The organism is Bradyrhizobium sp. USDA 3240 (assembly GCF_054063295.1).
Map to the genome: position 1 here is coordinate 7,854,263 of NZ_JBSSGD010000002.1, position 26,948 is coordinate 7,881,210.

The 26,948-nt window shown below is 62.5% G+C and carries 17 protein-coding genes; 15 read left to right on the forward strand and 2 right to left on the reverse strand.

Annotation, left to right across the window (positions count from 1 at the left end; all coding sequences use genetic code 11):
• Positions 1-38: 38 nt before the first annotated feature.
• From ACVIGA_RS37465 to ACVIGA_RS37490, 6 genes are all read left to right on the forward strand, one after another.
• Positions 39-2,315 carry an NADP-dependent malic enzyme gene (locus ACVIGA_RS37465; protein WP_456669981.1) on the forward strand — a complete coding sequence of 759 codons (2,277 nt, stop codon included), beginning with the start codon at positions 39-41 and terminating at the stop codon, positions 2,313-2,315.
• Between the two features lie 50 nt (positions 2,316-2,365).
• On the forward strand, positions 2,366-3,688 hold the full coding sequence (locus ACVIGA_RS37470) for an NAD(P)/FAD-dependent oxidoreductase (protein ID WP_456669982.1): 1,323 nt from the start codon (positions 2,366-2,368) through the stop codon (positions 3,686-3,688).
• Between the two features lie 16 nt (positions 3,689-3,704).
• The gene (locus ACVIGA_RS37475; protein WP_456669983.1) at positions 3,705-3,869 is read left to right on the forward strand and encodes a hypothetical protein; all 165 of its coding nucleotides are present in this window, start codon (positions 3,705-3,707) and stop codon (positions 3,867-3,869) included.
• Positions 3,862-5,760, forward strand: a complete 1,899-nt coding sequence (locus ACVIGA_RS37480; RefSeq protein ID WP_456669984.1) for a sensor histidine kinase — start codon at positions 3,862-3,864, stop codon at positions 5,758-5,760. The genes ACVIGA_RS37475 and ACVIGA_RS37480 overlap by 8 nt, the downstream gene beginning before the upstream one ends.
• A complete protein-coding gene (locus ACVIGA_RS37485; protein ID WP_375780338.1) occupies positions 5,750-7,126 on the forward strand; it encodes a sigma-54-dependent transcriptional regulator in 1,377 nt (458 codons plus the stop codon). The genes ACVIGA_RS37480 and ACVIGA_RS37485 overlap by 11 nt, the downstream gene beginning before the upstream one ends.
• A gap of 164 nt (positions 7,127-7,290) precedes the next feature.
• The gene (locus tag ACVIGA_RS37490; protein ID WP_456669985.1) at positions 7,291-9,009 is read left to right on the forward strand and encodes a PHA/PHB synthase family protein; all 1,719 of its coding nucleotides are present in this window, start codon (positions 7,291-7,293) and stop codon (positions 9,007-9,009) included.
• 404 nt (positions 9,010-9,413) lie between these two features.
• Here ACVIGA_RS37490 and ACVIGA_RS37495 read toward each other — a convergent pair whose 3' ends face one another.
• Positions 9,414-10,178 carry a response regulator gene (locus ACVIGA_RS37495; protein ID WP_456669986.1) on the reverse strand — a complete coding sequence of 255 codons (765 nt, stop codon included), beginning with the start codon at positions 10,176-10,178 and terminating at the stop codon, positions 9,414-9,416.
• A gap of 29 nt (positions 10,179-10,207) precedes the next feature.
• On the opposite strand from ACVIGA_RS37495, the gene ACVIGA_RS37500 reads away from it, so the two are divergent.
• The 7 genes from ACVIGA_RS37500 (at position 10,208) to ACVIGA_RS37530 (ending at position 22,668) form a co-directional block, all read left to right on the forward strand.
• A complete protein-coding gene (locus ACVIGA_RS37500; RefSeq protein WP_456669987.1) occupies positions 10,208-11,191 on the forward strand; it encodes a cytochrome-c peroxidase in 984 nt (327 codons plus the stop codon).
• Positions 11,188-13,659, forward strand: coding sequence for a two-component system VirA-like sensor kinase (locus tag ACVIGA_RS37505; protein WP_456669988.1), 2,472 nt, complete (start codon positions 11,188-11,190; stop codon positions 13,657-13,659). Before ACVIGA_RS37500 ends, ACVIGA_RS37505 begins: the two co-directional genes overlap by 4 nt.
• A 191-nt stretch (positions 13,660-13,850) precedes the next feature.
• Positions 13,851-16,751: a beta strand repeat-containing protein gene (locus ACVIGA_RS37510; RefSeq protein WP_456669989.1), complete on the forward strand. Its 2,901-nt coding sequence runs from the start codon at positions 13,851-13,853 to the stop codon at positions 16,749-16,751.
• A 25-nt stretch (positions 16,752-16,776) separates the two neighbouring features.
• On the forward strand, positions 16,777-18,915 hold the full coding sequence (locus ACVIGA_RS37515) for a type I secretion system permease/ATPase (RefSeq protein ID WP_456669990.1): 2,139 nt from the start codon (positions 16,777-16,779) through the stop codon (positions 18,913-18,915).
• On the forward strand, positions 18,902-20,356 hold the full coding sequence (locus ACVIGA_RS37520; protein WP_456669991.1) for an HlyD family type I secretion periplasmic adaptor subunit: 1,455 nt from the start codon (positions 18,902-18,904) through the stop codon (positions 20,354-20,356). Before ACVIGA_RS37515 ends, ACVIGA_RS37520 begins: the two co-directional genes overlap by 14 nt.
• A 71-nt stretch (positions 20,357-20,427) precedes the next feature.
• Complete coding sequence (locus tag ACVIGA_RS37525; protein WP_456669992.1) at positions 20,428-20,946, forward strand: DUF3455 domain-containing protein; 519 nt, start codon at positions 20,428-20,430, stop codon at positions 20,944-20,946.
• Positions 20,947-22,026: 1,080 nt separating this feature from the next.
• Positions 22,027-22,668 carry a TetR family transcriptional regulator C-terminal domain-containing protein gene (locus tag ACVIGA_RS37530; RefSeq protein WP_456669993.1) on the forward strand — a complete coding sequence of 214 codons (642 nt, stop codon included), beginning with the start codon at positions 22,027-22,029 and terminating at the stop codon, positions 22,666-22,668.
• Positions 22,669-22,679: 11 nt separating this feature from the next.
• Here the strand turns inward: ACVIGA_RS37530 and ACVIGA_RS37535 are convergent, their stop codons facing one another.
• Entirely contained in the window at positions 22,680-24,293 is a 1,614-nt protein-coding gene (locus ACVIGA_RS37535; protein ID WP_456669994.1) for an AMP-binding protein, read from the reverse strand.
• A 245-nt stretch (positions 24,294-24,538) separates the two neighbouring features.
• Between ACVIGA_RS37535 and ACVIGA_RS37540 the strand changes: the two genes are divergently transcribed.
• Entirely contained in the window at positions 24,539-25,744 is a 1,206-nt protein-coding gene (locus tag ACVIGA_RS37540; RefSeq protein WP_456669995.1) for an ABC transporter substrate-binding protein, read from the forward strand.
• A gap of 14 nt (positions 25,745-25,758) precedes the next feature.
• Entirely contained in the window at positions 25,759-26,904 is a 1,146-nt protein-coding gene (locus ACVIGA_RS37545; RefSeq protein WP_456669996.1) for an acyl-CoA dehydrogenase family protein, read from the forward strand.
• Positions 26,905-26,948: the final 44 nt, after the last annotated feature.

The following is a 26,948-nucleotide window of genomic DNA, read 5'->3' on the forward strand; positions in this document are numbered from 1 at the left end:
TCGGCCCCTCGAACGAAGAGATCAAGTTGGGGAATATGATGGACCAGGATCTGAAGGAAGCCGCACTCGAGTATCATCGCCTGCCGACCCCGGGAAAGATTTCCGTGGTGCCAACCAAGGCGATGGCGACCCAGCGCGACCTGGCGCTGGCGTATTCACCCGGTGTGGCAGAGCCCTGCCTGGTCATCGCCAATGACCCGTTGCAGGCCGATGTATTGACCGCCCGCAGCAATCTCGTTGCCGTCGTCACCAACGGCACGGCCGTGCTCGGCCTCGGAAACATCGGCCCGCTGGCCGGCAAGCCGGTCATGGAAGGCAAGGCGTGCCTGTTCAAGAAGTTCGCGGGAATCGACGTGTTCGACATCGAACTCGCCGAGGAAGATCCGGACGCGCTGATCGAGACCATCGCCAGGATGGAGCCGACCTTCGGCGGCATCAACCTGGAGGACATCAAGGCGCCGGAATGCTTCTACATCGAGAAGAAGCTCCGTGAGCGGATGAAGATCCCGGTGTTCCATGACGATCAGCATGGCACCGCGATCATCGCTGCGGCCGCGATCCTCAACGGGTTGAAGCTGGTCAAGAAGGACATTGCCGACGTCAAGCTGGTTTGCTCCGGCGCCGGCGCCGCGGCGCTTGCATGCCTTGATCTCATCGTCAGTCTTGGGTTGCGCCAGGATCGGATCATCGTCACCGACGCGAAAGGCGTGGTCTATGCCGGCCGCACGGAAGGCATGGACGACAACAAGGCGCGCTATGCCGTGAGGACGGACGCGCGGACCCTGGACCAGATCATCGGGAACGCGGATATCTTCCTCGGCCTTTCAGCGGGCAAGGTGCTGACGCCCGAGATGGTCAAGAAGATGGCGCGCGATCCCCTGATCTTCGCGATGGCCAACCCTGTTCCCGAGATCATGCCGGAGGACGCGTTGGCCGTTCGTCCCGATGCGATCATCGGCACGGGACGTTCGGACTATCCCAACCAGATCAACAATGTCCTGTGCTTCCCGTTCATCTTCCGCGGCGCGCTGGATTGCAGCGCGACCACCATCAACGAGGAGATGAAGCTCGCGACGGTGCGCGCGCTCGCCGACCTCGCCATGACGGAGGTGCCGGAGGTCGTGGCTGCCGCCTATAAGGGCGAGGGACTTCGTTTCGGCAGGGATTATCTCATCCCCAAGCCGTTCGACCCGCGTCTCATCGAGATGATCGCTCCTGCGGTGGCCAAGGCCGCAGCCGACAGCGGCGTTGCCAGGCGCCCGATTGCCGATATGGACGCCTATCGCCAGAAGCTCGGCCGCTTCGTCTACCACTCCGGCAATGCGATGCAGCCGGTGTTCTCCGCGGCCAAGGGAAGCGGAAAATCCCTCGTGCTGGCAGAGGGCGAGGATGAGCGCGTACTGCGCGCGGCGCAGGTCATCGTCGACGAGGGGATCGCCAGGCCGTTGCTGCTTGGCCGGCCCGCGACGATCGATGAGCGGATCAAGGCATTCGGCCTCCGGCTCAAGCCCGGCGCCGATTGCGAGACCATCGATCCGCATGATGTCGAGGTCTATTCGAAGTGTGCGGACGTGTACCATGCGCGCCGGAAACGCGATGGCGTCTCAGCGGCTCTGGCGCTTTCGGAAACGCGGAGCAACGCGACCGTGCTCGCATCGATCCTTCTGGAGAGAGGCATCGGCGATGCGATGCTGTGCGGCGTGATCGGAAGGACCGCGGATCACCTGGCCGCCATACGCAACGTGATCGGAACGCGAGAGCACGTGCGGACGCTTGCAGTGATGCAGATGCTCATTCTTCCGCAGCATCAGCTCTTCATCTGCGATACCCACTGCAATCTCAACCCGACTGCCGAACAAATTGCCGACATCGCCTTGCTGGCGGCGGAGGAGGTCAAGCGATTCGGCATCACCCCGAGGGTGGCGTTGCTGTCGCATTCGAGCTTCGGCAGCTCTGCGGTCCCGGAAGCGCACAAGATGCGGGAGGCGCGTGCAATCATTCGTGAGCGGTCGCCGGAACTGGCGGTGGAAGGCGAGATGCGCGGCGATGCCGCGCTCTCGCAGTCGGTGCTCGATCACGAGTTTCCTGATTCCGGCTTCGTGGGCCCGGCAAACGTGCTGGTGATGCCCAATCTGGACGCCGCCAACATCTCGTACAATTTGTTGCGGATGGCCGCGGGGCAGGGGCTGACGGTCGGAGGCATATTGCTCGGCGCCGCCAAACCGGCCCACATTCTCACGCCGTCCGCCACCGTCCGGCGCATCGTGAACATGGCGGCAGTCGCTGCCGCGGATGCGATTTCGGAGAGAACCTGATCCAGAGCACGTGATTGGGTGGGCTGTGAACGCGATCGGTCGAGGCCATCATGAGTGAGGCGCAATCGGGAAAACCCCGGGTCGTGATCGTCGGAGGCGGAGCGGGCGGGTTGGAACTCGCGACCAGCCTCGGCGACAAATACGGTCGCAAGGGGAAGCTCGAGGTCACGTTGATCGAGCGGAACCGCACCCATGTGTGGAAGCCGAAGCTTCACGAAATCGCCGCCGGCAGCATGGATATCGCCGCGCACGAGGTCGACTATCTCGCGCAATCCTACTGGCATGGCTTCCGCTACCGGATCGGGGAGATGATCGGAATCGATCGGGAGCGACGTGAGGTGCTGGTGGCGCCCTATCTCGATGCCGAAGGTCGTGAAGTGACGCCGAAGCGGACCGTCGACTATGACGTTCTTGTCGTTGCTGTCGGCAGTCAGAACAATGACTTCGGCACGCCCGGCGTAGTCGAACACGCGATCAAGCTGGAATCGCAGGCCGACGCAAAGCGATTTCACGAACGGATGGTCAATGCGTGCATCCGCGCCCATGCCCAATCATCTCCCGTCGCGGAGCACCAACTGAAAATCGCAATCATCGGCGCCGGGGCGACCGGTGTCGAACTAGCCGCGGAGCTGCATCGAACGACGCGGGAAGTGGTCGCGTACGGCCTCGATCAGGTCGATGCGCAGAACGACATCAGGATCACGCTGATCGAAGCCGCGGACCGGGTGCTCCCGGCATTGCCCGAGCGGGTTTCGAGCGAAACCGAGAAACTTCTTGTCAAGCTGGGCGTCCATGTTCTGGCAGGCGCGAAGGTCTCCGAAGTTGGTTCCGAGCATGTGAGCCTGACGGACGGACGGACCATCCCCGCCGAACTGATCGTCTGGGCTGCCGGCGTCAAGGCGCCCGATTTCCTGAAAGACATCGCTGGCCTCGAGACCAATCGCATCAATCAACTGGTCGTGCGGCCGACGCTGCAGACGACGCGCGACGAGAACATTTTCGCCATTGGCGACTGTTCGGCCTGCTCATGGGGCGAGCGGGGCAACGTGCCGCCCCGCGCACAGGCGGCCCATCAGCAGGCGTCTCACCTCTATGCCCAGATTCCGCGGCACCTGCGGGGCGAAACGCTCAAGGATTATCGGTACCGCGACTTCGGCTCCCTGGTCTCGCTCGGCGAATTCAGCACCGTCGGATCGATGATGGGCGGACTGGTCGGTGGCAGCCTCGTGTTCGAAGGGCTGGTTGCCCGGATGATGTACCTGTCACTCTACAAGATGCATGAGTACGCCCTGCATGGCTCGGCCAAGGTGGCGCTTGACACGTTGGCCCGCTTGATCACGCGGCGGACCGAACCGCACGTCAAGCTCCATTAAGGCAGGTGCGACGGAGATGAATGTCGTGATCCGGCACACCGTCTGGCAGGCCGCCAGCAGCCCCGAGACACTCAAGGTCATCCTGATCCGGGTGTGCGTGATGCTGCCGGTGATGATCGCCTGCACCGGATTTTCCTATCGCCTATTCCGAGGCAAGACCATAGAGTTGGACCATGCCTGAGTGGTCGTCCGCAGTGGCCGGCGCTCCCCGGTTTGTGCTGGTTCACGAGATGACGGAGCTTCCATCCCTGGCGAACGTCAAGGGGCCTGCCAAAGTCGGTTCGCTGGCATCTGTTCCCACGCGTTGGCTCGTTCGCGGTGCGTTTGCCCTTGCGCTGGTTGCCGCCGCGTCGTGGCTTGGATACGCAGTGACGTTCCGCCGGGGACTCGACCATTTGCACGCTGCGGCTGAGCAGCGGCTGGCCGTCGAGGCGGCCCGGCTCGACGGCTATCTTTCGAGATTTGAGTATCTCCCATCCCTGCTCGAGACGTCGCCGAATGTGTTTCGGCTGCTCGGATCTCCCAATGATCTTGCGCTGCAGCAAAGCGTCAGCCTTTATCTGAAGTCGATCAATTTGCTTGCAGGGGCCGACAATCTCTATGTGCTGGGCGTCTCCGGCGCGACGCTGGCTGCGGCCGATTTCGACCAGCCCGGGACGCCCCTCGGCGAAAACCTGTCGTATCGGCCCTATATGATCGAAGCGCTCGCGAGCGGCCGAGGGGCGTTCTTCGGTGTCGGCATCACGACCGCGCGCGCCGGCTACTATCTGTCCTATGCCCTGAAGGACGATGGAACGACGAAGGGGGTCGCCACCGTCAAGGTCAATCTGGATTCGTTCGAGCGTGCGTGGCGCAGCACAGAGAACGACATTCTTCTTCTTGATGAACGTCAGGTGACGATACTTGCCTCCCGCGACGAATGGCGTTATCGCCCGATGGCTCCGCTGTCGGTTCAAACCCGCGACGACATTGCGCGATCCAAACCCTACGGAAACCACGACCTGGCGCCGCTCGGATGGCGCTTCGTCACCCGGTCCGAGAGCGGTACCGCGCGGATCATCGCGGAGAACGGAACCGCCTACACGGTCAGCGAGCTCCCGATCAACCGCGGTCTGTGGAAGCTCGTCCTTCTCGACGACGAGGCGCCCACACGGCAGATTGCGCTCATCATCGGGGTTATCTCGGGCCTCGCCGCCGTCGTTGCGCTGCTGGCGCTTGGTCTGGTCGAGCAGCGCCGCAGGGAGATCAAGCAACGGTTGGCCAGCCAGGCCGCGTTACAGACGGCGAACGACATGCTCGAGACCAGGGTGCAGGAACGAACCGCCGAGTTGCGGGCGACCCAGGATGAGCTCGTTCATGCCGGCAAGCTCGCCGCTCTCGGTCAGATGTCGGCCGGCATTGTCCATGAGCTGAACCAGCCGCTGGCCGCCCTGCAGACTGCTGCCGACAATGCGGTCCTGCTCGTCGACCGCGGGGCGATCGGCGATGCACGTGGAAATCTCACCCGGATTGGCGAGCTGGTGCGGCGGCTCGGGCGGTTGACCAGCCAGTTGCGGGTCTTCGCGTACAAGTCGAGCAGCCCGCTCGACGCGGTGTCCGTCGAACAGGCTGTGGTCGAATCGCTCAAGATACTAGCCGGGCGCGTCAAGGAAGGCGGCGTGGCGGTCGTGACCGACGTCGATGCAAAGCTCTGCGTCGTCGCCGATCAGACCCGGCTGGAGCAGCTGCTGTGCAACATCGTGGCCAACGCGCTGGATGCCGTGGAGAGCGCGGAACGGAAGTCGATCCTGATCCGGGCGAACAGGGAAGAGGCTCAGACCGCCCGCTGCCGCATCGCGATCAGCAACAGCGGCCCCGCGATCGCGCCCGACGTTCTGCAGCGCATGTTCGAGCCGTTCGTGACGACCAAGCCCGCGGGCAAGGGACTCGGCCTTGGCCTGATGCTCTCCAACCACATTGCGCGCTCCTTTGGCGGCGAGCTGCATGCGCGAAACCTGATGCCTGATGGTGCCGAATTTGTCGTGATCCTTCCATTGGCTGAACTAGCAGAGGCAGCTTCGCATGGGCGATGACCAATCGATCGGCGTGATCTATGTCGAGGACGATGACGATGTCCGGATCGGCGGTGTCCAGGCCCTGGAGCTTGCGGGATTTTCGGTCTCGGGATTTGCCTCGGTCGAGACCGCCAATGGCTCCGTGCGTTCCGACATGCCCTTCGTCGTCGTCTGCGACGTACGGCTGCGCGGTAAGAGCGGTCTTGAGTGGCTGTCCGATCTGCGTCGGCTGGATCAGGATCTGCCGGTGATCCTGATCACAGGTCACGGCGATATTTCAATGGCCGTGCAAGCCATGAGGAACGGCGCTTACGACTTCATCGAGAAGCCGTGCTCTTCGGAGCTACTGATCTCGGTGGTGCGCAGGGCGGCCGAGAAGCGGCGGTTGACCCTGGAAGTCCGCTCGCTGCGATCGGCGTTGGCGGACCGTCAGGCAATCGAAGCGAGCCTGCTCGGCCGGTCGCCGCAGATCCAGGAAGTGCGCCGGCTCGTCTCCACTTTGGCTGCGACCAATGTCGACGTCACGATCTACGGCGAAACCGGGACCGGCAAGGATGTCGTGGCGCGCTGTCTGCACAGTCACAGCGGTCGCCGCGGCGGCAACTATGTCGCTGTGAACTGCGGCGGCCTTCCGGAGTCGCTGGTCGAGAGCGAACTGTTCGGCCACGAGGTCGGCGCGTTCACCGGCGCTACGCGTCAGCGGATCGGCAAGATCGAATACGCCAATGGCGGAACCTTGTTCCTCGACGAGATCGAGAGCATGCCGCTGAGCGTCCAGGTCAAGTTGCTGAGATCGCTGCAGGATCGTTCGATCGAGCGCGTCGGCACCAACAAGCCGATCGCAGTGGATTGCCGTGTCGTGGCCGCAAGCAAGGTGAACCTGCTCGAGCTGAGCGAAAAGCGGCTGTTTCGTGCCGATCTCTACTACCGCCTCGGCGTCGCATTCATCGAATTGCCGCCGCTGCGCGAGCGGCGGGAGGATATCCCGCTGCTGTTCGAGCAATTCACCCTCGACGCAGCCAGGCGGTTCGAGCGTGATGCCCCGATCCTGGACGAGCAGACCATGTCCTACCTGCTGGCCTATTCGTGGCCGGGCAACGTGCGGGAGCTCCGCAATGTCGCCGACCGTTTCGTGCTTGGTGTCCTCGACGGCAAGGCGATCAACAAGTCCGGCCTCGGGACGTCGGACATGTCGTTGCCGCGGCAGTTGGAAAACATCGAGCGGTCGATCATCGAGGATGCGTTGCGGCGCAAGCAAGGCGACGTCCAGGCGACGGCTGCGCTTCTGAGCATTCCGAAGCAGACGCTCTACGACAAGATCAAGCGCCTCTCCGTCAACGTCGACGGTATCAGGGAGGGCGCAACTATCCGCTCCGCGTCCTGAAGACCGCGGCGGGCGATGGTGACGCGTTGAGACGGGCTGACAGCCGTTCCGCGCGGGCGACGAGACAGCAAGCTCTGGTGCATGCGAGGGCAAAGGGCGCCATGTAGAAGCGGCCAGAAACCGGAAACGATCAAGCCAATCAATCTTGCCAAGCGAGGGACGTCATGAATCGGCCATTCAACATGCCTGATGAGTTTGTCGAGGGCTTCATGAAGGCGGGGGAAAGCCTGTGGCGCTCGCTCGGATGGGCGCCGAATGGCGATCGTGACGGGGCGAGCCTGGGCTCGGCCCTGAACGCGTCGGCCCGCCTCGCCGAATTGCAGGCGGACCATCTGAGGCGGTTGTACCAGCTCACCGAGCACGTCATCAAAGCGGCAACCGGCGCGCAGGGCGAAGGAGGCATCGAGCCTGTGCGCGGTGATCGCAGGTTCAACGCAGCGGAGTGGCGGGACAATGCGGCCTACAGCCTGCTCAAGCAATGCTATCTGCTGAACGCGCGCTATTGCGTCGACTTCGTCGAAGCGCTTGACCTCGATGAGAAGGAAAAACATCGGCTGCGCTTCTTCACACGTCAGCTTGTCGAGGCGATGAGCCCGACCAATTTCGTCGCTTCCAACCCTGATGTCATCAAGCTTGCGGCGGATAGCGAAGGTCGGAGCCTCAAGGCAGGCCTGGACAATTGGATGGCCGATCTGGGCAGGGGCAGTCTGACGATCACGGACGAGGAGGCGTTCGAAGTCGGCAAGGATGTCGCCACGTCCAGGGGCGCCGTCGTCTTCGAAAACGAGCTGTTTCAACTCATTCAATATGAACCGGTGACCGAGCAGGCGACGGCGCGGCCGCTGCTGATCGTGCCGCCCTGCATCAACAAGTTCTACATTCTCGACCTTCAGCCGGCCAATTCCTTCGTCCGCTTTGCGGTCGAGCACGGCTTGACCGTTTTCATGGTCTCCTGGCGCAATCCCGACGCTTCATGCGGGCACTTTGGGTGGGACGATTACGTCGAGCGGGGCGCGATGCGTGCCATCGAGGTCGCCCGGTCGATCTCGGGCGCCGACAAGGTCAACGTCGTCGGCTGGTGCGTCGGGGGAACCATCCTGTCGTCTGCGCTGGCGATCCTGCGGACACGTAGGGACGAGACGGTCGCCAGCGTGACATTGCTGACGACGATGCTCGACTTCCGCGAGCCGGGCGACCTCGGCGTGTTCGTGGATGAGGAGGGCGTGCGACAGCGCGAGCAGACGATCGGCAATGGCGGCATCTACCGCGGCTCGGAGCTCGGGTTCGTGTTCCAGACCCTGCGTTCCAAGGAGCTCATCTGGCCGAACGTGATCAATAACTATCTCAAGGGAAAATCACCGGAGCGTTTCGATCTGCTGTTTTGGAACGCCGACGTCACCAACCTGCCGGGGCCGATGTATTGCTGGTACATCAGGAACATGTACCTGGAGAACAATCTTCGGGAGCCGAACCGGTTGACGATGTGCGGCACGCCCATCGATCTGGGGCGGGTTGACCTGCCTGCCTATGTCCTGGCGACCGTTGAAGATCACATCGTGCCGTGGCGATCGGCCTATCGCACCACGGGGCTGTTCAGCGGCAACACCCGCTTCGTGCTCGGCGCGAGCGGGCATATTGCCGGTGTGATCAACCCCGCGTCGAAAAACAAAAGAAGCTATTGGCTGTCGGACGAGCGATGCGGCGATCCGGCGGCATGGCTCGCGGGCGCGGACGAAAAGCCGGGCAGCTGGTGGAACGACTGGATTGCCTGGCTCAAACCGTGGGCTGAAGACCGGGTGCCCGCCCGTACGCAACTCGGCAGCAACCTGTTTCCGCCGGGTGAAGCCGCGCCCGGGCGATACGTCAAGGCGAAGGCGAACTAACAGCGTCCGTAGAGCACAAAGGAGGCCGGCTCGTTAGAGGTCGTTGGTTCGCAGTAGGCGTCCCCCATGCGTTGCGGGTCTTTGCCTGCGGATGCGTGGCAAATTTGGAGCAACGTCTGTTATGAAGATCAGACCAGCCAAAAACGAGCTGAAGAAAATCAACGGGACCAATATCTAAGGTCGGTGTCACCGATGATCTGTTGGGTTAAAAAAGAGAATTAAGTGACTGACAATAAATGGAAATTCTCCGTCGCGCCGATGATGGATTGGAGCGAGGGTTCAAGTTTTTCAACTAGTTAGAAGGCAACGTGTGCACGACGTGTGCACCGAGACATCAAAGAAAATCCAAGCAAATCACATGAGTTTCCGCGAGTGAAGTTCCGCGGCGGTCGCCAATTGCCTCGTCAGACCCGCTCTACGGGAACGGCGAATACATATCCAACGCCGCGTTCGGTCTGAATGACGCGCGGCGCGCTCGGGTCGCGCTCGAGCTTGCGCCGCAGGCGGAGAATCTGCACATCAATGCTGCGGTCGAAGACATCTTCGTGAATGCGGGTCGCCTGCAACAGGTGCTCGCGGCTAAGCGGACGTTGTGGCGCTTCGAGAAAGGCCAGGAGCATCGCGTACTCGCCCTTGGTCAATGCGACGGCGGCACCGGCCGGGTCGATAAGCTGCCGGATCCTGCGGTCGAGCTGCCAGCCAGAAAATCGAAATCGGCCTCGCTCTGGATCGCGCGCTTGCGCGGCCCTTCCGGCATCGAATCGGCGCAAGATCGCGCGAACACGCGCGAGCAATTCGCGCAGGTTGAATGGCTTCGTCAGATAATCGTCGGCGCCAAGTTCGAGACCGACCACTCGATCGATGTCGTCGCGGCGGTGACCCGTGATGATGATCACGGGTACTTCGGAGCTCAAGCGGATTTCCCGCAGAAGATCCAGTCCGTCTTCCAATCCAAGCCGGAGATCGAGGATCACCAGATTGACCTCGGCACTGCCAAGCCGACCGATCATTTCCTGCCGATTATTTGCCGCCAAGGTCCGGATGTTGTTCTCTGCGAAATAGTTTAGGATCATGCGCTGCAAGGCAGGATCATCTTCCACGACGAGGACACACACTTGGCGATCAACGCTTCCGCGAGGACCCGGGTCATTTAGTGATGAGCCGCTCATTGTGTCCAGTCCCTTCAACGGCGCCGTCGGTGACGACGGCGGCCGAGGCCGGCTGCGGTGTCGCGTGTCTGCTGCTGGCGCTTGTTTGTCTCACTGCGTTCTCGACGGCAGACGCTCAATCGCCGGGCTTTGAGGTGCGCGCCGACCGAGAGCCCATCACGCCAATTCCCGTGCCACGCGCCCAGGACCCGCAGCGTGTGCTGCTCGGAGAGCGATTGTTCGGCGACCGGCGTCTGTCTCACGATAACACACACAGCTGTTTATCCTGCCACGATATAGCAACCAATGGTGCCAGCGCCAGTATCCACGATACGCGTGAGGGCCAGCCGATCGCCCTCAATACGCCAACGGTCTTCAATGCGAGTCTGAACTTCCGCCTCAACTGGGAAGGTAATTTCCGCTCGTTGGAGGACGGAATCGACGGCAGTCTTCGCAATCCAGCGATCATGGCGTCGAGCGCTGACGAAGCGCTCGGGAAACTGCGTGCCGATCCCGAAATCGTGGGGCAGTTTCGTAATGTCTATGGAAGGGAGCCTGATGTCGCCACCATGCTGGATGCGATCGCGACATACGAGCGGACGTTAGTCACACCAGATAGCCGCTTCGACCGATGGCTTGACGGGGAAACCGACGCGATGACGCCGGACGAGTTGTCGGGTTATCAGGTTTTCAAATCGCTCGGCTGTATCGCCTGCCATCAGGGTGTCAACGTGGGCGGCAATCTCTTTCAACGGCACGGCATCTTCCATCCATTGGGCTCGCCGGAGCCGGAATTAGTTCGCGTGCCGAGCTTGCGAAATGTGGCGACGACAGCGCCATACTTCCATGATGGCAGCGCGGCCACGTTGCCGGATGCGGTCAAAGCGATGGGCGTCGCCCAACTCGACCGCGTTTTAACCGATCAGCAAACAGCCGCTATCGTCGCCTTCCTCAACACGCTGACCGGGACATATCGAGGTCGCGCCGTAAGGCCGGCCTCCGCCACGCCACATATTGGCTCGCCGATCCCATGAGGAACCTGCCGTTTATTCTCGGGGTTTCATTTCTGCTCGCGCTGCTCACCTGGCTGTTGGTGCGCGGCATAGATACCAACGCGTCCACCTATGCGGTGACGCTCCAGACACTCGACGAATATGCGCTTGCGGAGGCCTCGCTGCACCGCGACGTACTTCAGGCGAGGGCTGGCCTGCTTCGTGACTACGATACGTTCAACGCTGCCGCGCGGGCGATGGAGGACGCGGTCAATCGACTCGGGTCTCAAGCACGGGCCGAAGGTCTCGATCCGAAGACGATTGACCAACTGGCAGCGACGGTTGTCGAGCAGGAAGATCTGCTGGAACGTTTCAAGACAAGCAACGCGTTGCTGCAGAATTCGCTTTCCTATGTAGGCCTGCTCAGCACGAGCCCAGCATTCCTTGCCCACGACGCGCAACTCGCGCCGGCAACGGGCGCATTGGCGGCTGCGATCCTTCATTTGTCGCGCGACACCTCAGCCGACGCGCTGCGGGCGCTTCAGGAAAGAATCGACCAGTTTGCGCAGAAAGCGCCCACCGCTGGACCGGAGGCGGAATCAGCGCGCGCGATGCTGGCGCATGCGCGGCTGCTCCATGAGCAGATCCCGGCGGGCGATGAAACGTTGAAGACCTTCATCGCCGCGGCCAGCACGCATGCCCTGCAGGAGACCCGCGAACTGTTTTCCCGCCATCGGTCCGTGGTCGAATCCAGTGAGCAGCGTTATCGGCTGCTGCTCTACATTGTCTCTCTGCTGTTGCTGGTCGTGCTCGTCATTTTCGGCCTTCGGCTGCGAGCTCGGGCGGTGGCGTTGCGTCGGCGGGCAGCATTCGAACATGTCATTGCCGAGAATTCGACGCGTCTGATCAATTGCGCGCCGACCGAAACCGGGATGCGATTGAAGCAGGTGCTGGGCGAATTCGGTCGGATGATCGACGCGGATCGCGCGTATGTGGTTTTGGACGAGAGGCCGGTCCGGGTCCACGCATGGTCGAAGGATGGAGTGACGTTTCCGCCAGGTTGGCCTCGACGGGCATTGGCAGTAGCCGATCAACTCGGCGCAGGGGACGGGATCACCATTGCCGACGCGAGCGCATTGCCGCCCGGCACTATCAGGGATGCATTGGCGGGAACGGGCGTGCGCGCGTGGGCCTGTTTGCCGCTGATTCGGCCTGGTCGGGTCCAGGGCATCATGGGTTTTGACCGTTTCCGCCCGATACGGAACAAGATCTCCCCGATCCCGCTCGCGAGGCTTGCCGGTGACGCCGTAGCTAATGCGCTCGAGCGCGAATTTCTGGAACGCGAAAGGACCAAGCTTGCCATGCGGCTGGAGCGGGCACGTCGCATGCAGATGATAGGATCGCTGGCCAGCGGGATCGCTCATAACTTCAACAATATCATCGGCGCCATTCTTGGCTATTCTGAGATGGCGGAGCCGCAAATCACCCGCGGCTCCAAGCCGGCACAGCACATCGACGAGATTCGCCGGGCCGCCGAGCGCGGTCGCGACCTCGTCGACAATATCCTCACCTTCGGCCGGCGGACCGACGGGCGTGCTCGTCCAGTTCAGGTGCGCACTTTGCTCAACGAAGCGGGCTCGTTGTTGCGTGCCTCGTTGCCGCCGGATGTAGAGCTTGTCTTCGAAGATGTTCCGGCCGACGTCGCCGTGTCCGGCGAGCCGGCGCAGCTCCAGCAGGTCATCCTCAATCTCTGCACCAACGCAGCGCAAGCGACGAACGATGGCGGTTCGGTCCGCGTGGCTGTGAAGCAGGAACAGACGGCCGCTTTCGCGGAGATGAGCGACGGGGGGCTCTCGCCGGGTCACTATGTGTGCCTCTCCGTCAGCGACAATGGGAGCGGAATCGATGAACGCGTGGCGCGGCGGATGTTCGAGCCGTTCTTCACGACGCGCGTGGCAGGAACTGGCCTTGGTCTTGCAACGGTTCGCGAGATCGTCCGCGATCATGATGGAGCCATCAACGTTCAGAGCGAACCTGGCTGTGGTAGCCGGTTCGAAGTTTGGCTGCCCGCTGTGGCGGCGGCTTCCATCGCGGCTGACGGATTGCCGGCGCTTCCGCTCGGACGCGGCGAGACGGTGCTGATCGTCGAAAGCGAGCGAGAACGCTTGCTACGCGATGAAGAGAAGCTGGCGGCGCTGGGATACGAGCCGGTCGGATTTGAGGTTGCGGCTGATGCCCTTGCTGCATGCCGTTCTGACTCTGCTCGATTCGATATCATCCTGGTCGGTCACGCCTCACGACCCCAGGGCGGGGTGGAATTGGCGCGAGCCCTGCACGCTGTATCGCCGTTGCAGCCTGTGTTGCTTGCCGTCGCGACTGCCGCCGATGTCAGCGTCGATTTGCTGACGGACGCCGGCATCTCCGAAGTGCTGCACTGGCCGCTGGATAACGCCGAACTTGCTGCGGCATTGGACCGCTGCCTGCGAACGCCGGCCAAGTTACAGCCGTAACACGAATACCGTTGCCTGAAATACTTCCGTAGTGCAGCGCCGCCATTTCTGGTGGCCCGCAGCCGTGCATACGCGCGTCAAGATTACGGAGGTGACAATGGCTACCAGATCGGGCGTTGGCACCAAAGAAACCACCCACCCCAGGAATGAGCGTTCGCGCTGATTCATCAATCCTCGAAAGGACCGCTACAATGGCAATTACAGCCAGTTTTTCGGCAGGCTCCGGCGTGCTGACGGTGTTCGACGACTCCCTCGATAACTCCATCATCGCCAGCCGCGATGCGGCCGGCAACATTCTCATTAACGGCGGCGCCGTGACCATCCTCGGCGGCCGACCGACGGTTGCCAACACCGCCACGATCCAGGTGTTCGGCCAGGCCGGCAACGACACGATCGCGGTCGACGAGAGCAATGGCGCAATGCCGGCCGTGCAGCTGTTCGGCGGCGCAGGCAACGACACCCTCATCGGCGGCTCGGGCAACGATCAGCTGTTCGGTGGCGCCGGCAACGACATCCTGCAGGGCAAGGGTGGCGACGATCTCCTGTTTGGCGGTGACGGCAACGACACCCTTATCGGCGGCACCGGCAACGACCAGATGTTCGGTGGGGCCGGCAACGACCTCATGATCTGGAACCCGGGTGAGGGGACCGACCTGATGGAAGGCGGCGACGGCATCGATACCGCCGAGGTCAACGGCGGCAACGGGGCCGAAGTCTTCACGCTCACGGCCAACGGCAGCCGCGTGCGCTTCGACAGGATCAGCCCGGCGCCATTCTCGCTCGACATCGGCACCACCGAGAACTTCGTGCTCAACATGAACGGCGGCGACGACGTCTTCACCGCCGGCAACGGTCTCGCGAACCTGATCAACATCACCGTCGATGGCGGCGACGGCAACGACACCATCACCGGCGGCGCCGGCAACGATATGCTGATCGGCGGCGCCGGCAACGACATCATCACCGGCGGCCGCGGCAACGACACCCTGCTCGGCGGCACCGGCGACGACACCTTCATCTGGAACCCGGGCGACGGCAGCGACACGGTCGAAGGTCAGGACGGCACCGATACGCTGGTGTTCAACGGCGCCAACGTCAGCGAGAACGTCAGTATCACGGCCAACCACGGCCGGGTGAGGTTCAGCCGCGATGTCGCCAACATCACGATGGATCTCAACGGAATCGAGAAAATCGATTTCAACGCGTTCGGCGGTGCCGACACCGTTAATGTCGGCGACCTCACCGGTACCGGCGTCACGCAGGTCGCGATCGACCTAGAGAGCCAACCCGGCAGCGGTGCGGGCGACGGCGCGGCCGATAGCGTGACCGTCAACGGCACCAACGGCAGCGACAACATTCAGGTGGCGGGAGCGGCGGGCTCGGTCACCGTCACCGGCCTGCCCGCAGCGGTGACCCTTGCCGGCGCCGATGGGGCCAACGACCAACTCACCGTCGAGGGCGGCGCCGGCAACGACGTCATCACCGCTGCCGGCCTTGCTGCCGGGGTGATCGGGCTCACCATCGACGGCGGTGCCGGCAACGACATCATCACCGGCAGCGCCGGAAACGACATCCTGATCGGAGGCGACGGCAACGACACCGTCGTTGGCGGTCGCGGTAACGATACCGCGCTGCTCGGCAACGGCAACGATACCTTCGTCTGGAATCCGGGCGACGGCAGCGACACGGTCGAAGGCGGGGCAGGCACCGATACCCTGGTGTTCAACGGCGCCAATGTCGCCGAGAACATCGACATCTCGGCCAATGGCTCGCGGGTGCGGCTGTTCCGCGATGTCGGCAATGTGACCATGGACCTCGGCGGTATCGAGCGCATCCAGCTCGCGACCCTCGGCGGTGCCGACACCGTCACAGTCAATGATCTCTCCGGAACCGACGCAAAGCAGATCGCAATCGATCTGTCGGCGACGCCGGGCAGCGGTCAGGGTGACGGCGTGGCGGACACCGTGAATGTCAATGGCACGGTAGGCGATGACCGCATCAGTGTCGGCAGCAACGGCTCGTCGGTGGTCGTCAACGGATTGGCGGCGCAGGTCACGGTCAGTGGCGTCGATGCCGGCATCGACTCGGTTGTCGTCAACGGCGGTGCTGGAAACGACATCATCAATGCTTCGGCGGTTCGCGCCGGCCAGGTCAACCTCACGCTCAACGGCGGCGATGGCAATGACACCATCTTCGGCAGCGCGGGCAACGACCTTGTCATCGGTGGCCGCGCCAACGACGTGGCATCGATGGGGGCGGGCGACGACACCTTCGTCTGGAACCCCGGCGACGGCAGCGACACGGTCGACGGCGGGGCAGGCAACGACACCCTGTTGTTCAATGGTGCCAACATCAACGAGAACATCGACATCTCGGCGAACGGCAAGGGGGCGACCCTCAACCGTGACGTCGGCGCCGTCAGCATGAACCTGAAGAGCATCGAGACGATCGATGTCAACGCGTTGGGCGGCGCCGACACGATCACGGTCAATGATCTGTCCAAGACCGACGTGAAGCGTGTTGCGATCGACTTGTCAGCGCCTGTCGGTAGCGGACAGGGCGATGGTCAGGTCGACACAGTGGTGATCAACGCCACCAATGGCGACGACGCGATCTCGATCAACGACAACAACGGCGTGATCACGGTGTCGGGCCTGGCCACCGACGTCACGATCACCGGCTTCGAGGCCAACGATCGCATCGTGATCAACGGCCTCGGTGGCGATGACGTCATCAACGCCTTCGGGCTCGGAGGGGCGATGCAGTTCATCGCCAATGGCGGCGACGGCAACGACATCCTTATCGGCAGCCGCGGCAACGACACTCTGAGCGGCGGCGCAGGCGATGACACCCTGATTGGCAATGGCGGTACCGACGTCCTCGACGGTGGCACCGGCAACAACTTCGTGTTCCACGCGGTGGCGAATCCCGGCGGCGCCGGGAGTAACACTCAGCCTGTGGCGGGTGCTGCCCTGCTGGGCCAGTTCATGGCCTCGAGTCTGGTCTCGACGGGTGTTGGTTTCGGTGGCGCCCCGCTTGCCGATCCTGCGCCCGGCCAGCAACCGCTGCTGGCGCAGCCGCACGCAGCCTGACGCAACATCACCCTGGAGAGCATACATGAGCAACGAAACCAACAGCACGAGACCCGTTGACCAAGGTCTCGAAGCCCTCGTGACGCTGCTGCATCTCCAGGGGGTTGCGGCCGATGCCGGACAGATCGCGCATCGGCTGGGCACGGATAAGATCGGCGCAGCGGAGATGATCCGGTGCGCCAAAGGCCTCGGGCTCAAGGCACGGGCTTGCCGGACCGACTGGTCCAGGCTTGGCAGCACACCCTTGCCCGCCATCGCGGCGCTGCGCGACGGTGGATTCATGCTGGTTGCCAAGGCCGCCGAGGGCAAGGTTCTGGTGCAGGCGCCGGCGGCGCGGCCCGCGCTCATGACGCGGGACGAGCTGGTTTCGATTTGGGATGGTCAATTGATCCTGATGACCCGCCGCGCCGGTCTGTCGGACATCACCCGCCGCTTCGACATCGTCTGGTTCATGGGCGCGATTCACAAATATCGTCATCTGCTGGGCGAGGTGCTGGTCGCATCGTTCTTCCTGCAACTGTTCGGCCTGGTTTCGCCGCTGTTCTACCAGGTGGTGATCGACAAGGTGCTGGTGCACCGGTCGCTGACCACCCTCGATGTCCTGGTTCTCGGACTAGTGACGATCTCGGTCTTTGAGACCGTGCTCGGAATCCTCCGCACCTATCTGTTTTCCCACACCACTAATCGGATCGACGTCGAACTCGGCGCGCGGCTGTTTCACCATTTGCTGGCTTTGCCGATGGCCTATTTCCAGGCCCGTCGCGTCGGGGATTCGGTGGCGCGGGTGCGCGAGCTGGAGAACATCCGCAATTTTCTCACCAGCTCAGCGCTGACCCTGCTGATCGACCTGTTCTTCACGTTCGTCTTCTTGGGCGTGATGTTCTTCTATTCACCGCTGCTGACGTGGATCGTGATCGGCTCGTTTCCCTTCTACATCGTGATATCGGCAGGAGCGACGCCGCTGTTCCGGCGACGGCTCGACGAGAAATTCCGCCGCGGCGCCGAGAACCAGGCGTTTTTGGTCGAGAGCGTCACCGGCATCGAGACGCTCAAGGCGATGGCGGTCGAGCCGCAGATGCAGCGCCGCTGGGAAGAGCAACTGGCCGGCTATGTTGCGGCGAGCTTCCGCGTCCTCAGTCTCGGCAACAGCGCGAGCCAGACGGTGCAGCTGGTCAGCAAGATCGTCACGGCGAGCATCCTGTACTGCGGCGCCAGGCTCGTCATCGACGGCGATCTTTCGGTCGGCGAGCTCGTCGCCTTCAACATCCTGGCCGGCAGGGTGAGCGCGCCGGTGCTGCGCCTGGCGCAGATTTGGCAGGATTTTCATCAAGCGCGGCTGTCGATCGCGCGGCTCGGCGACATCCTCAACACCACCGCCGAGCCGACCTATTCGGCCGGGCGGGCGCGGCTGCCGGCCATCCGCGGCGACATCAGGTTCGACCATGTCTCGTTCCGCTACCGCGTTGACGGACAGGAGGTGCTGCACGATGTCTCGTTCGATGTGCCGGCCGGCCAGACCGTCGGTATCGTCGGGCCCTCGGGCTCGGGCAAGAGCACGTTCGCCAAGCTGGTGCAGCGGCTCTATGTCCCGGAGCGCGGGCGCGTGCTGGTGGACGGCATGGACCTCGCGATGGCCGATCCGGCCTGGCTGCGCCGTCAGATCGGCGTCGTGTTGCAGGAGAACGTGCTGTTCAACCGTTCGGTGCGCGACAATATTGCGCTCGCCGATCCGACCATGCCGATGGAACGCATCGTTGCGGCGGCTCGGCTCGCGGGAGCGCACGACTTCATCCTCGAGCTTGCCGAGGGTTACGACACCGTGGTCGGCGAGCGCGGTTCGACGCTTTCGGGCGGCCAGCGGCAGCGCATCGCCATTGCGCGTGCGCTGGTGGGCGATCCGCGCATCCTGATCTTCGACGAGGCGACCAGCGCGCTGGACTACGAGAGCGAACGCATCGTTCAGCAGAACATGAAGGACATCGCCAAGGGGCGGACGGTGTTGGTGATCGCACACCGGCTCTCGACCGTCCGCACGGCGGACCGCATCGTCACGCTCGATCGCGGTCGCCTGGTCGAGGACGGCAGCCACGACACGCTGATCAAGACCGGCGGCCGCTACGCGTCGCTGCACCGGTTGCAAGGAGGGTTCCATGAAGTCGTCTGAAGCGGCTGTTGCCGCCGGATCCGCGCCACGCGTGATCTCGTTCCTCCCTGCGCAACGCAAGAGCACTGAGGAGCTGGCGTTTCTACCGGCGGCGCTCGAGATCGTGGAGACGCCACCGTCGCCGGTCGGCCGGGCGACCGCGGCCAGCATCGCCCTGATGTTTTGCGCGGCCTTGCTCTGGGCCTGGTGGGGTACCATCGATATCGTGGCTTCGGCGACCGGAAAAATCCTGCCGGGCGACGGCACCAAGGTGGTGCAGCCGTTCGAGACCGGCGTCGTGCGGTCGATCCGGGTACAGGACGGGCAGGCGGTGAGGGCCGGCGAGGTGCTGATCGAACTTGACCCGACCGTGAACGCGGCGGAGCGCGATCATTTGCGCAACGATCTGCTGGCCGAGCGGCTCAACATCGCGCGCGTGCGCGCGGCGCTCACCGGTAGCGAGGATCCTGCTGCCGACTTCATGCCACCCGCCGAGGCCGACCCGGAACTGGTTGCGGCCCAGCGTCAGTTATTGCTGAACCAGGTGACCGAGCATCGCGCCAAGATCGCGGCACTCCTGCGCCAGCAAGCGCAGAAGGAGGCCGAACAAGCCACCGCATCGGCGACAATCCACAAACTCGAGACGATTATTCCGGTAATCCAGTCGCGCGTCGACATTCGTAAGACGCTGGTCGAGAAGGAGCTGGGTTCGAAGCTCGGCTATTTCGAGGTGCTCCAGCTGCTGGTCGAGCAACAGGAAGAATACAACGTGCAGAACAGCCATCTGCATGAGACCGAGGCGGCGATCGCAGCGATCCGCGAGACCCGCGGGCAAGCGGTGGCGGAGTATCGGCATACGCTTTCCGACGAACTGGCCAAGTCCGAGCAGAAGGCGAACGGGCTCGCGCAGGACCTGATCAAGGCCGAGCAGAGGACCAGGCTTCAGCAGCTGACGGCCCCCGTCGACGGCGTGGTGCAGCAGCTCGCGATCCATACCGTCGGCGGCGTGGTTACGCCGGCGCAGTCGCTGCTGGTGGTCGTGCCGAGCGACAGCCGGCTGGAAATCGAAGCCATGGTGTCGAATCACGACATCGGCTTTGTCCATGCCGGACAGCAAGCCGAGATCAAGATCGATACCTTCAATTTTACCCGCTACGGGCTACTGCATGGTCAGGTGCTGTTGGTTTCGCAGGACGCCGTGATCCGCGATCGCCAGCAGGATCGCTCCAGCGATCGCACTCTGGGGACGCAGAACGAAACCAGCGAGCCGAAGGGCCAGGAACTGAACTACAGCGCGCGCATTTCGCTCGATCGCGCAAAAATGCAGATCGACGACAGAGTCGTTAACCTGTCGCCCGGCATGGCGGTGACCGTGGAGATCAAGACGGGATCGCGGACGGTCCTGAGCTATCTGCTTTCGCCATTGCTGCGCTACCGCCAGGAAGTTTTGCGCGAGCGCTAGACCTGGCGAGCAGTCCGGCTTCGCCGCCGTCAGCCCACACGTTACAGCTGCAACCAAGTCGAGGAAAACCGATGAAGAATCCGACAGCGTTCGTTAGCGCCGTTTCTTTTGCCGCCCTCATCGGCAGGGCGGCGGCGCAAGAGCCGTTGGCAATTGCGGTGCGCGACAGGACCGTTATCACTACCCTCCATGCCGAGGGCGCGCAGGTCTACGAATGCAAGCTGGACGTCGGGAAATCCCAATCGAGAGTTCGCGCGCTGACTTGGCAATTGCGCGAGCCGATTGCGACGCTCATGCTGGACGGAAAGTCGATTGGACGGCATTACGGCGGACCGAGTTGGGAGCTCACGGACGGTAGCGCCGTGAAGGGTAAGGTCGTCGCCAGCGCGCCCGGCGCGACCTCGAACGACATTCCGTCGCTCGAGCTCGAAGTGGTCGATCGGCGCGGTAACGGTGTGCTGTCGGCCGCGACCGTTGTCCAGCGCATCAACACCGAGGGCGGGGTCGCGCGGGGCTCGTGCGAGAGAGTCGGGGATTACCGTAGCGCGCCCTATTCGGCGGACTACGTATTCCTGCGCAACAGCGGTTGATGGTATCAGCCCCACGGTACCTCATGGCGCATGCTGACGTCCTTTGACCCACCCTTCGCATCTTGGCTTGAAACAGCTCAAACAGCATTTTCGAGGGTAGGAGGCCGGCGAATGCCAATAGGGCGCGCAAATCGGACATCTGTGCGATCGGGGTGGTTGCTATTTTAAGGCGCGTTGACAAAACTCAAACCCGCAATCCTATGAAGGCCACGCCACCAACGACTGCATTTGTTTGTCGAACGTCGAGCCGCCAACTCGTCAACGGTGTGAAACGCATCAACCGGCCCGTCTGAGGTAATAAATGGACTGCCTGAGCGCGATTGAGCGGGAGTGGGCGATCGGCTGCAATCGCGCAGCGTGGCGTAGGTTCTTAGGACGGTTCTCGCCTGTTTCGTTTCGCGCTGTGTACGTCTGACTGAACTCGATCGAGCTCCGCAATTCCGTCGCACAACCATGAGCGGAGTGTTGTATCGAGGCATGAGCGAGGATAGCGCTGGCGGCCGGGAGAAAGACCAGTAGGCCGGCTAGAGACAACACTTGCCAGCAAAGTGTATTGCCCGGGGCGCGACATGGCATGTCGCGATCACAATGTTCGAAAAATACGAAATTGGCCTCGACGAAACACCCAACTCATTTTGCAAACCGTCGGTGGATGCTTGCCCGTAGCAAATTACGGGCAGCCGGACATTGCGCGCATGATTCGTTCCGGCTCTTGCGGCGAAGACGCCCGGGCGACCGCCAGCACCTCTAGCGGCCGTTTCATTCGCATACCCATGTCTGCCGCGATGAAAGTGTTCGAGGCCGATGACCACTGCCAGAAGCGCGGCAGGATAGGCAGAGAGGCAAACGAAAACACAGCTCCGATCAGGATGAGGCTGCAAGGTGGTCAACGTTGGGTGAACTCAACGTGTGAGGGTTTGCAGAATTCCTGATGGTTGGCGGGAAGCGACCAGGCATGGTTTCACGAAACGGCTTCAGCGCGTAGGCTCTCGCAGCAGGCCTGCATACGAAATTGAATGGACATCCAAATAAATTCGATGGTTTAGTGTGCGCGGTGAGCCCGGAAGAGGAGATCGTTGCTTGCAGAAGGCGGAAAAGCGGGCTCGGGGACGCCCGGTGGGCTCGTCCGATCAGGAAGCAAAGCGACAGGAGTTCGTGATCGCGGTCATGAAGGCGATCGCGGAGCGTGGCTACAAGGATGTGACCGTGGCGACCATCTGCGAGGCGGCCGGTTTTTCGCGTGGTCTGATCGGGCACTATTTTCCAGGGAAAGACGCGCTGCTGCTTCACGCAGTAGGGGAAGTGGCCAAGGACTTTGAACAGGCGACAAGAGCTGCGGCGGAGGCCGCCGGCCGGGATCCCCTGGACCGCTTGCATGCTATCGTCAGTGCGAGTTTTCGCGCGCCTGTGTTCACTGCAGAAAGGGTTCTGGTCTGGGTCGCTTTGGCCAGCACGTCGCGTTGGTCTCCTGATCTTGCCGAGATTTATCACAAGCTGAACCGGCCTTATCGCCGTGGCTTGGCCAATCTCATGCAGCGCGCCGCGAGTGCGCGGGGCGCTAAAATCAATCCTGACCGTCTTGCGATCACACTCACTCAGCTGACCGAAGGTCTGTGGTCCGGCTGGGCTGCCGACCCAAAAACGATATCCGCCGCAGAGGGGGAAGCGGCCTGTCACGACCTTCTCGACGCGTTCATTCCGTCAAAAAAAGCGACAAGCTGAGGAGTTTGTAGCTAGCCGCGTTTCTTCGCTCCGCGCAGGTCGATCGCGCCGGTGAGGGTCCGGGGATCCAGGCCGGGTGCGAAGATCTGCGCCTTGTTGATCTTTTGCGTAGCAGTGACGGGCATCCGGTCGAGGAACAGAATCCATCCGGGAGCCTTGTAGAAAGCGAGCTGCTCCCTGCAATAGTTGACGATGTCATGCGCAAGCTGGTAGTCGCCTGTACGGCCCGCGACCGGGACGACGCAGGCAAAGATCTCTTCTCCCGCCTTTTCGTCAGGGACGGCCAGAACCGCAATCTGATCAACCGCGGGATGTCGGCAAAGTACGGTTTCCACTTCGGTGGCCGCAATATTTTCGCCAGACCGCCGGATCATGTTCTTGCGTCGATCGACGAAATAGATGATCCCGTCTTCGTCCTGCCGAACAATGTCGCCCGAATGCCACCAGCCTCCGCTCCACCCGGTCTCGGTTGCGGCCTCGTCATCGAGATAGCCGGCAAAGAAGCCCTTGCGGGGATCTTCGCCGGCCAACCGGACGACAAGCTCGCCTTCGGCTCCTGCAACAACGTCGCCGTCGCGTTCATCGACGACCCTTGCCTCGAGTGGAGCAACTGCTCGCCCGATCGCCCGAACGCCGATCGGGCGAGGGTCGCGATCGTTTGCCGTCCAGCGTCCAACCTCAGTCATGCCCCAGACCTCGAGATGAGGAATGCCAAAGCGGTCCTCGAATTCACGGTGAATGGCGGGCTCCATTCCTGCGCCAAAGCCAAATCGGACACCATGCGCACGTTCGTCTGCCGATCTGTCTAGGGCGACCAAGGCCTGTGGGACGGCTCCGATGTAATGCACAATGGTCGCCCGGCTGGTTGATACCTCGTTCCACCAGCGCTTGGCCGAAAAATACTCGGGGCGAATCACGCACCCCCGCGACAGGAGCATCGGCATCAAGGCGACCACGCCGGCATGAACGTGGAAGACCGGCATCGGGTTGAACAGGCGGTCCTGCCCTGGTGCGATCGAAAAGCGGCCACCGCTTCTAGCCAGAGTAAAAAACCAGTCCCCGGCGGAGAGCCAATAGTCGTTTGTGGTCACGCAACCTTTCGGCCGGCCAGTCGTGCCGGATGTATAGAAAATCCCTGCCTCGGTATTTAGATCGAACGTGCCGATGGCAGCCGGTCGTGCCGGCGAGGGCAGCCGTTCCGGCAAGCTGTCTACGGCGAGGACGACGAACTGGCCCGCCAGTTCGGCCGCAACCGCGGCCAGCCGCTCGACGTGATGGGGAAGGGCGACTGCGAGGACGACGCCGCTATGCCGCATCTGGTAGAGCAGTTCGGCGTGCCGGTGATCGGGATTAACGGGCACCACGCTTGCTCCCACGGCGTTGAGCGCGAGCAAGTGCAGAAAATAGTCGGGTCTGTTCTCGACGAGTAAAGCGACGCGATGCCCGAGCCCGTATCCGGCGCGCCCGTAGCATTCGGTGAGAGCCGCTACGCGCTGCATGACCTCATGATCGGTCCACTCAATTCCATCGGGGGCGTAGGAGGTACCGGCCGGCACGCAGATGAAGGCGTTGTCCGGCGCTGCGGCCGTACTCGCGCGAAATGCTTCGAAGATCGTTTCCGCCACCTTCGTCCTTCTCCCAGGCCATTGCAGGCTAGTTCGACCAGCCGCTTGAGCCCTGACCGCGGTCCACGGCGACTTGCGTGTTCCATCGCGCCAGGTTGCATCGAGCGCCTTGCTCCGCAGCTTTTTTCAGAACGATCCTAAGGCGACGCCTGAAGAAGGCAACAAATAATTTTGTTGAACGTCCGACAAATTATGCCATCATGGCGACGCAAGCCCAATAATCAAACAACGGTAGGGAGGTGAGCATGCTTTGGAGATGGACCGGGATCGGGGTCATCGCGCTGCTGGTCGCGGCGCCGACGGCCTCGCAGGCCAGCGAAGACACGCCCGTCAAGATCGGCGTTCTCGGCGACCAGTCGTCGGTTTATTCCGCGGCCGGTGGGCGAGGCAGTGTCGAGGCGGCGAAGCTCGCCGCTGAGGATGCGGGACTTGTGCTCGGCAAGCCGGTCGAGATCGTCTCGGCGGATTTCCAGCTCAAGGTCGACGTCGGTGTTGCGATCGCGAGGAAGTGGTACGACGAGGAGAACGTTGACACGATCATCGACGTACCTTTCTCCGGCCTTGCCCTGGCAATTGCCGACATGACCAGGACCAAAAAGAAGCTCGCGCTGTTCAATGCGGCGGCGAGTTCGGAACTTACCGGCACAAAATGCTCGCCCTACGTGGCGCAGTGGACTTATGACACCTATTCGCTGGGACATGGGCCGACCAGCGGACTCGTCAGCCGCGGCGAGAACTCATGGTTCTTCCTGACCAACGACACCGTGTTCGGCGCGAGCCTTGAAGGCGACGCATCAGCGGCGGTCAAGGCCGGTGGAGGTACGGTGGTCGGCTCTGTGCGGACGCCGACAGGCGCGACGGACTTCTCGTCGTTCCTGTTGCAGGCGCAAGCCTCCAACGCGAAAGTGATTGGCGTCGTCGAAGCAGGCGCCGATCTTGCCACCGTTCTCAAGCAGGGCGAGGAGTTCGGCCTGAAATCACGGGGCCAGCGCCTCGCGGCGCTGATGGCCACGATCGACGCTATTCACGGCGTCGGTCTGAAGGATTCCCAGGGCATTATCGTTGCCGAGGCGTTTTACTGGGACCAGAACGATGAGACGCGTGCATTCGCCAAGCGGTTTTACGAGCGGATGAAGGCGATGCCGACGCAAGTGCAGGCCGGCGCCTACAGCGTCGTCAATCACTATTTGAAGGCAGTCAAAGCGGTCGGCTCCAAGGATCCTGACAAGGTGATGGCCAAGATGCGGGAGATGCCGATCAACGACTTCATGTCCCACAATGCCAGGCTGCGCGCCGATGGCCGCGTGCTCCGGGATCTCTACCTCTTCGAGGTGAAGTCGCCGAAGGAATCCAGGGCGGCTTGGGATTATTACAAGCAGATCGCCGTGATCCCGGCGGATAAGGCGGTACGACCGCTCGATCAGGGCGGTTGCCCGCTTGCCAGTCAATGAACCTGGATCAGCGCATGACCGCGACGCGTGACGCCGCCGAGCTTGATCTGTTTCGCGTGACCGTTCGCCGTTTCCTCGCAGCGGAGGTCGCACCCAATGCCGACGCCTGGCGCGCGAGAGGTTACATCGACCGCGATCTATGGCGCGGGGCAGGCGCGCTCGGTCTGCTGTGCGCCAGTTCGCCGGAGGAGTATGGTGGCGGCGGTGGCGACTTCCGGCACGAGGCCGTCATCATCGAGGAACTGGCGCGGATCGCGTTTCCCGATTTCAGCATCCCGCTGCAGAATGTGATCCTGGCGCCGTATTTCACGCAGTATGGCACCGAGGAGCAGAAGCGCCGATGGCTGCCGCGCATGGCGAGCGGCGATCTGGTCGCGGCGCTCGCAATGAGCGAGCCGGGCGCCGGATCCGATGTCAGGGCGATCAGGACCCATGCGCGCCGGGACGGCAACGAGTATGTCGTCAATGGGCAGAAGACTTTTATCACCCACGGCCACACGGCGGAACTGATCTGTCTCGCCGTCAAGACCGATACGGCTGACGACAATGGCGTTCGCGGCTTCAGCCTCCTGGTCATCGAAACCGAGAAGACGGCCGGATTCCGGCGCGGACGCCGGCTCGACAAGGTTGGCCTCAAGGCCCAGGACACGGCCGAGCTGTTCTTCGATGATGCGCGCGTGCCCGTCGACAATCTGCTTGGGGCAGTCGAGGGGCGTGGATTCTATCAGCTGATGGAGCAACTCGCCAAGGAGCGCATCAATATCGCGATGCAGGCGCTCGCTTTGAGCGAAGCCGCGCTGACCGAAACCGTCGCCTATGTCAAGGAGCGGGAGGTGTTCGGCAAGCGTCTGATCGATTTCCAGAACACGCGGATGGTGCTTGCCGAGGCCAAGACCGCCGTGTCCGTCACGCGCACCTTCGTCGAGACATGCATCGACCGGCTGATCGCTGGAACGCTCGATGCAGAGACCGCGGCGATGGCGAAATGGTGGGCGACCGAGAAGCAGTGCGAGATCATCGACAACTGCATGCAGCTGCACGGCGGTTACGGCTATATGCTCGAATACCCGATCGCAAGGATGTGGAGCGATGGCCGCATTCAAAAGATCTGGGGCGGCTCCAACGAGGTCATGAAGGAACTGATTGCGCGGGCGTTGTAACCGGAACGACGCCACGGCTGCTGCAAAGCGATCACGCGAGTACT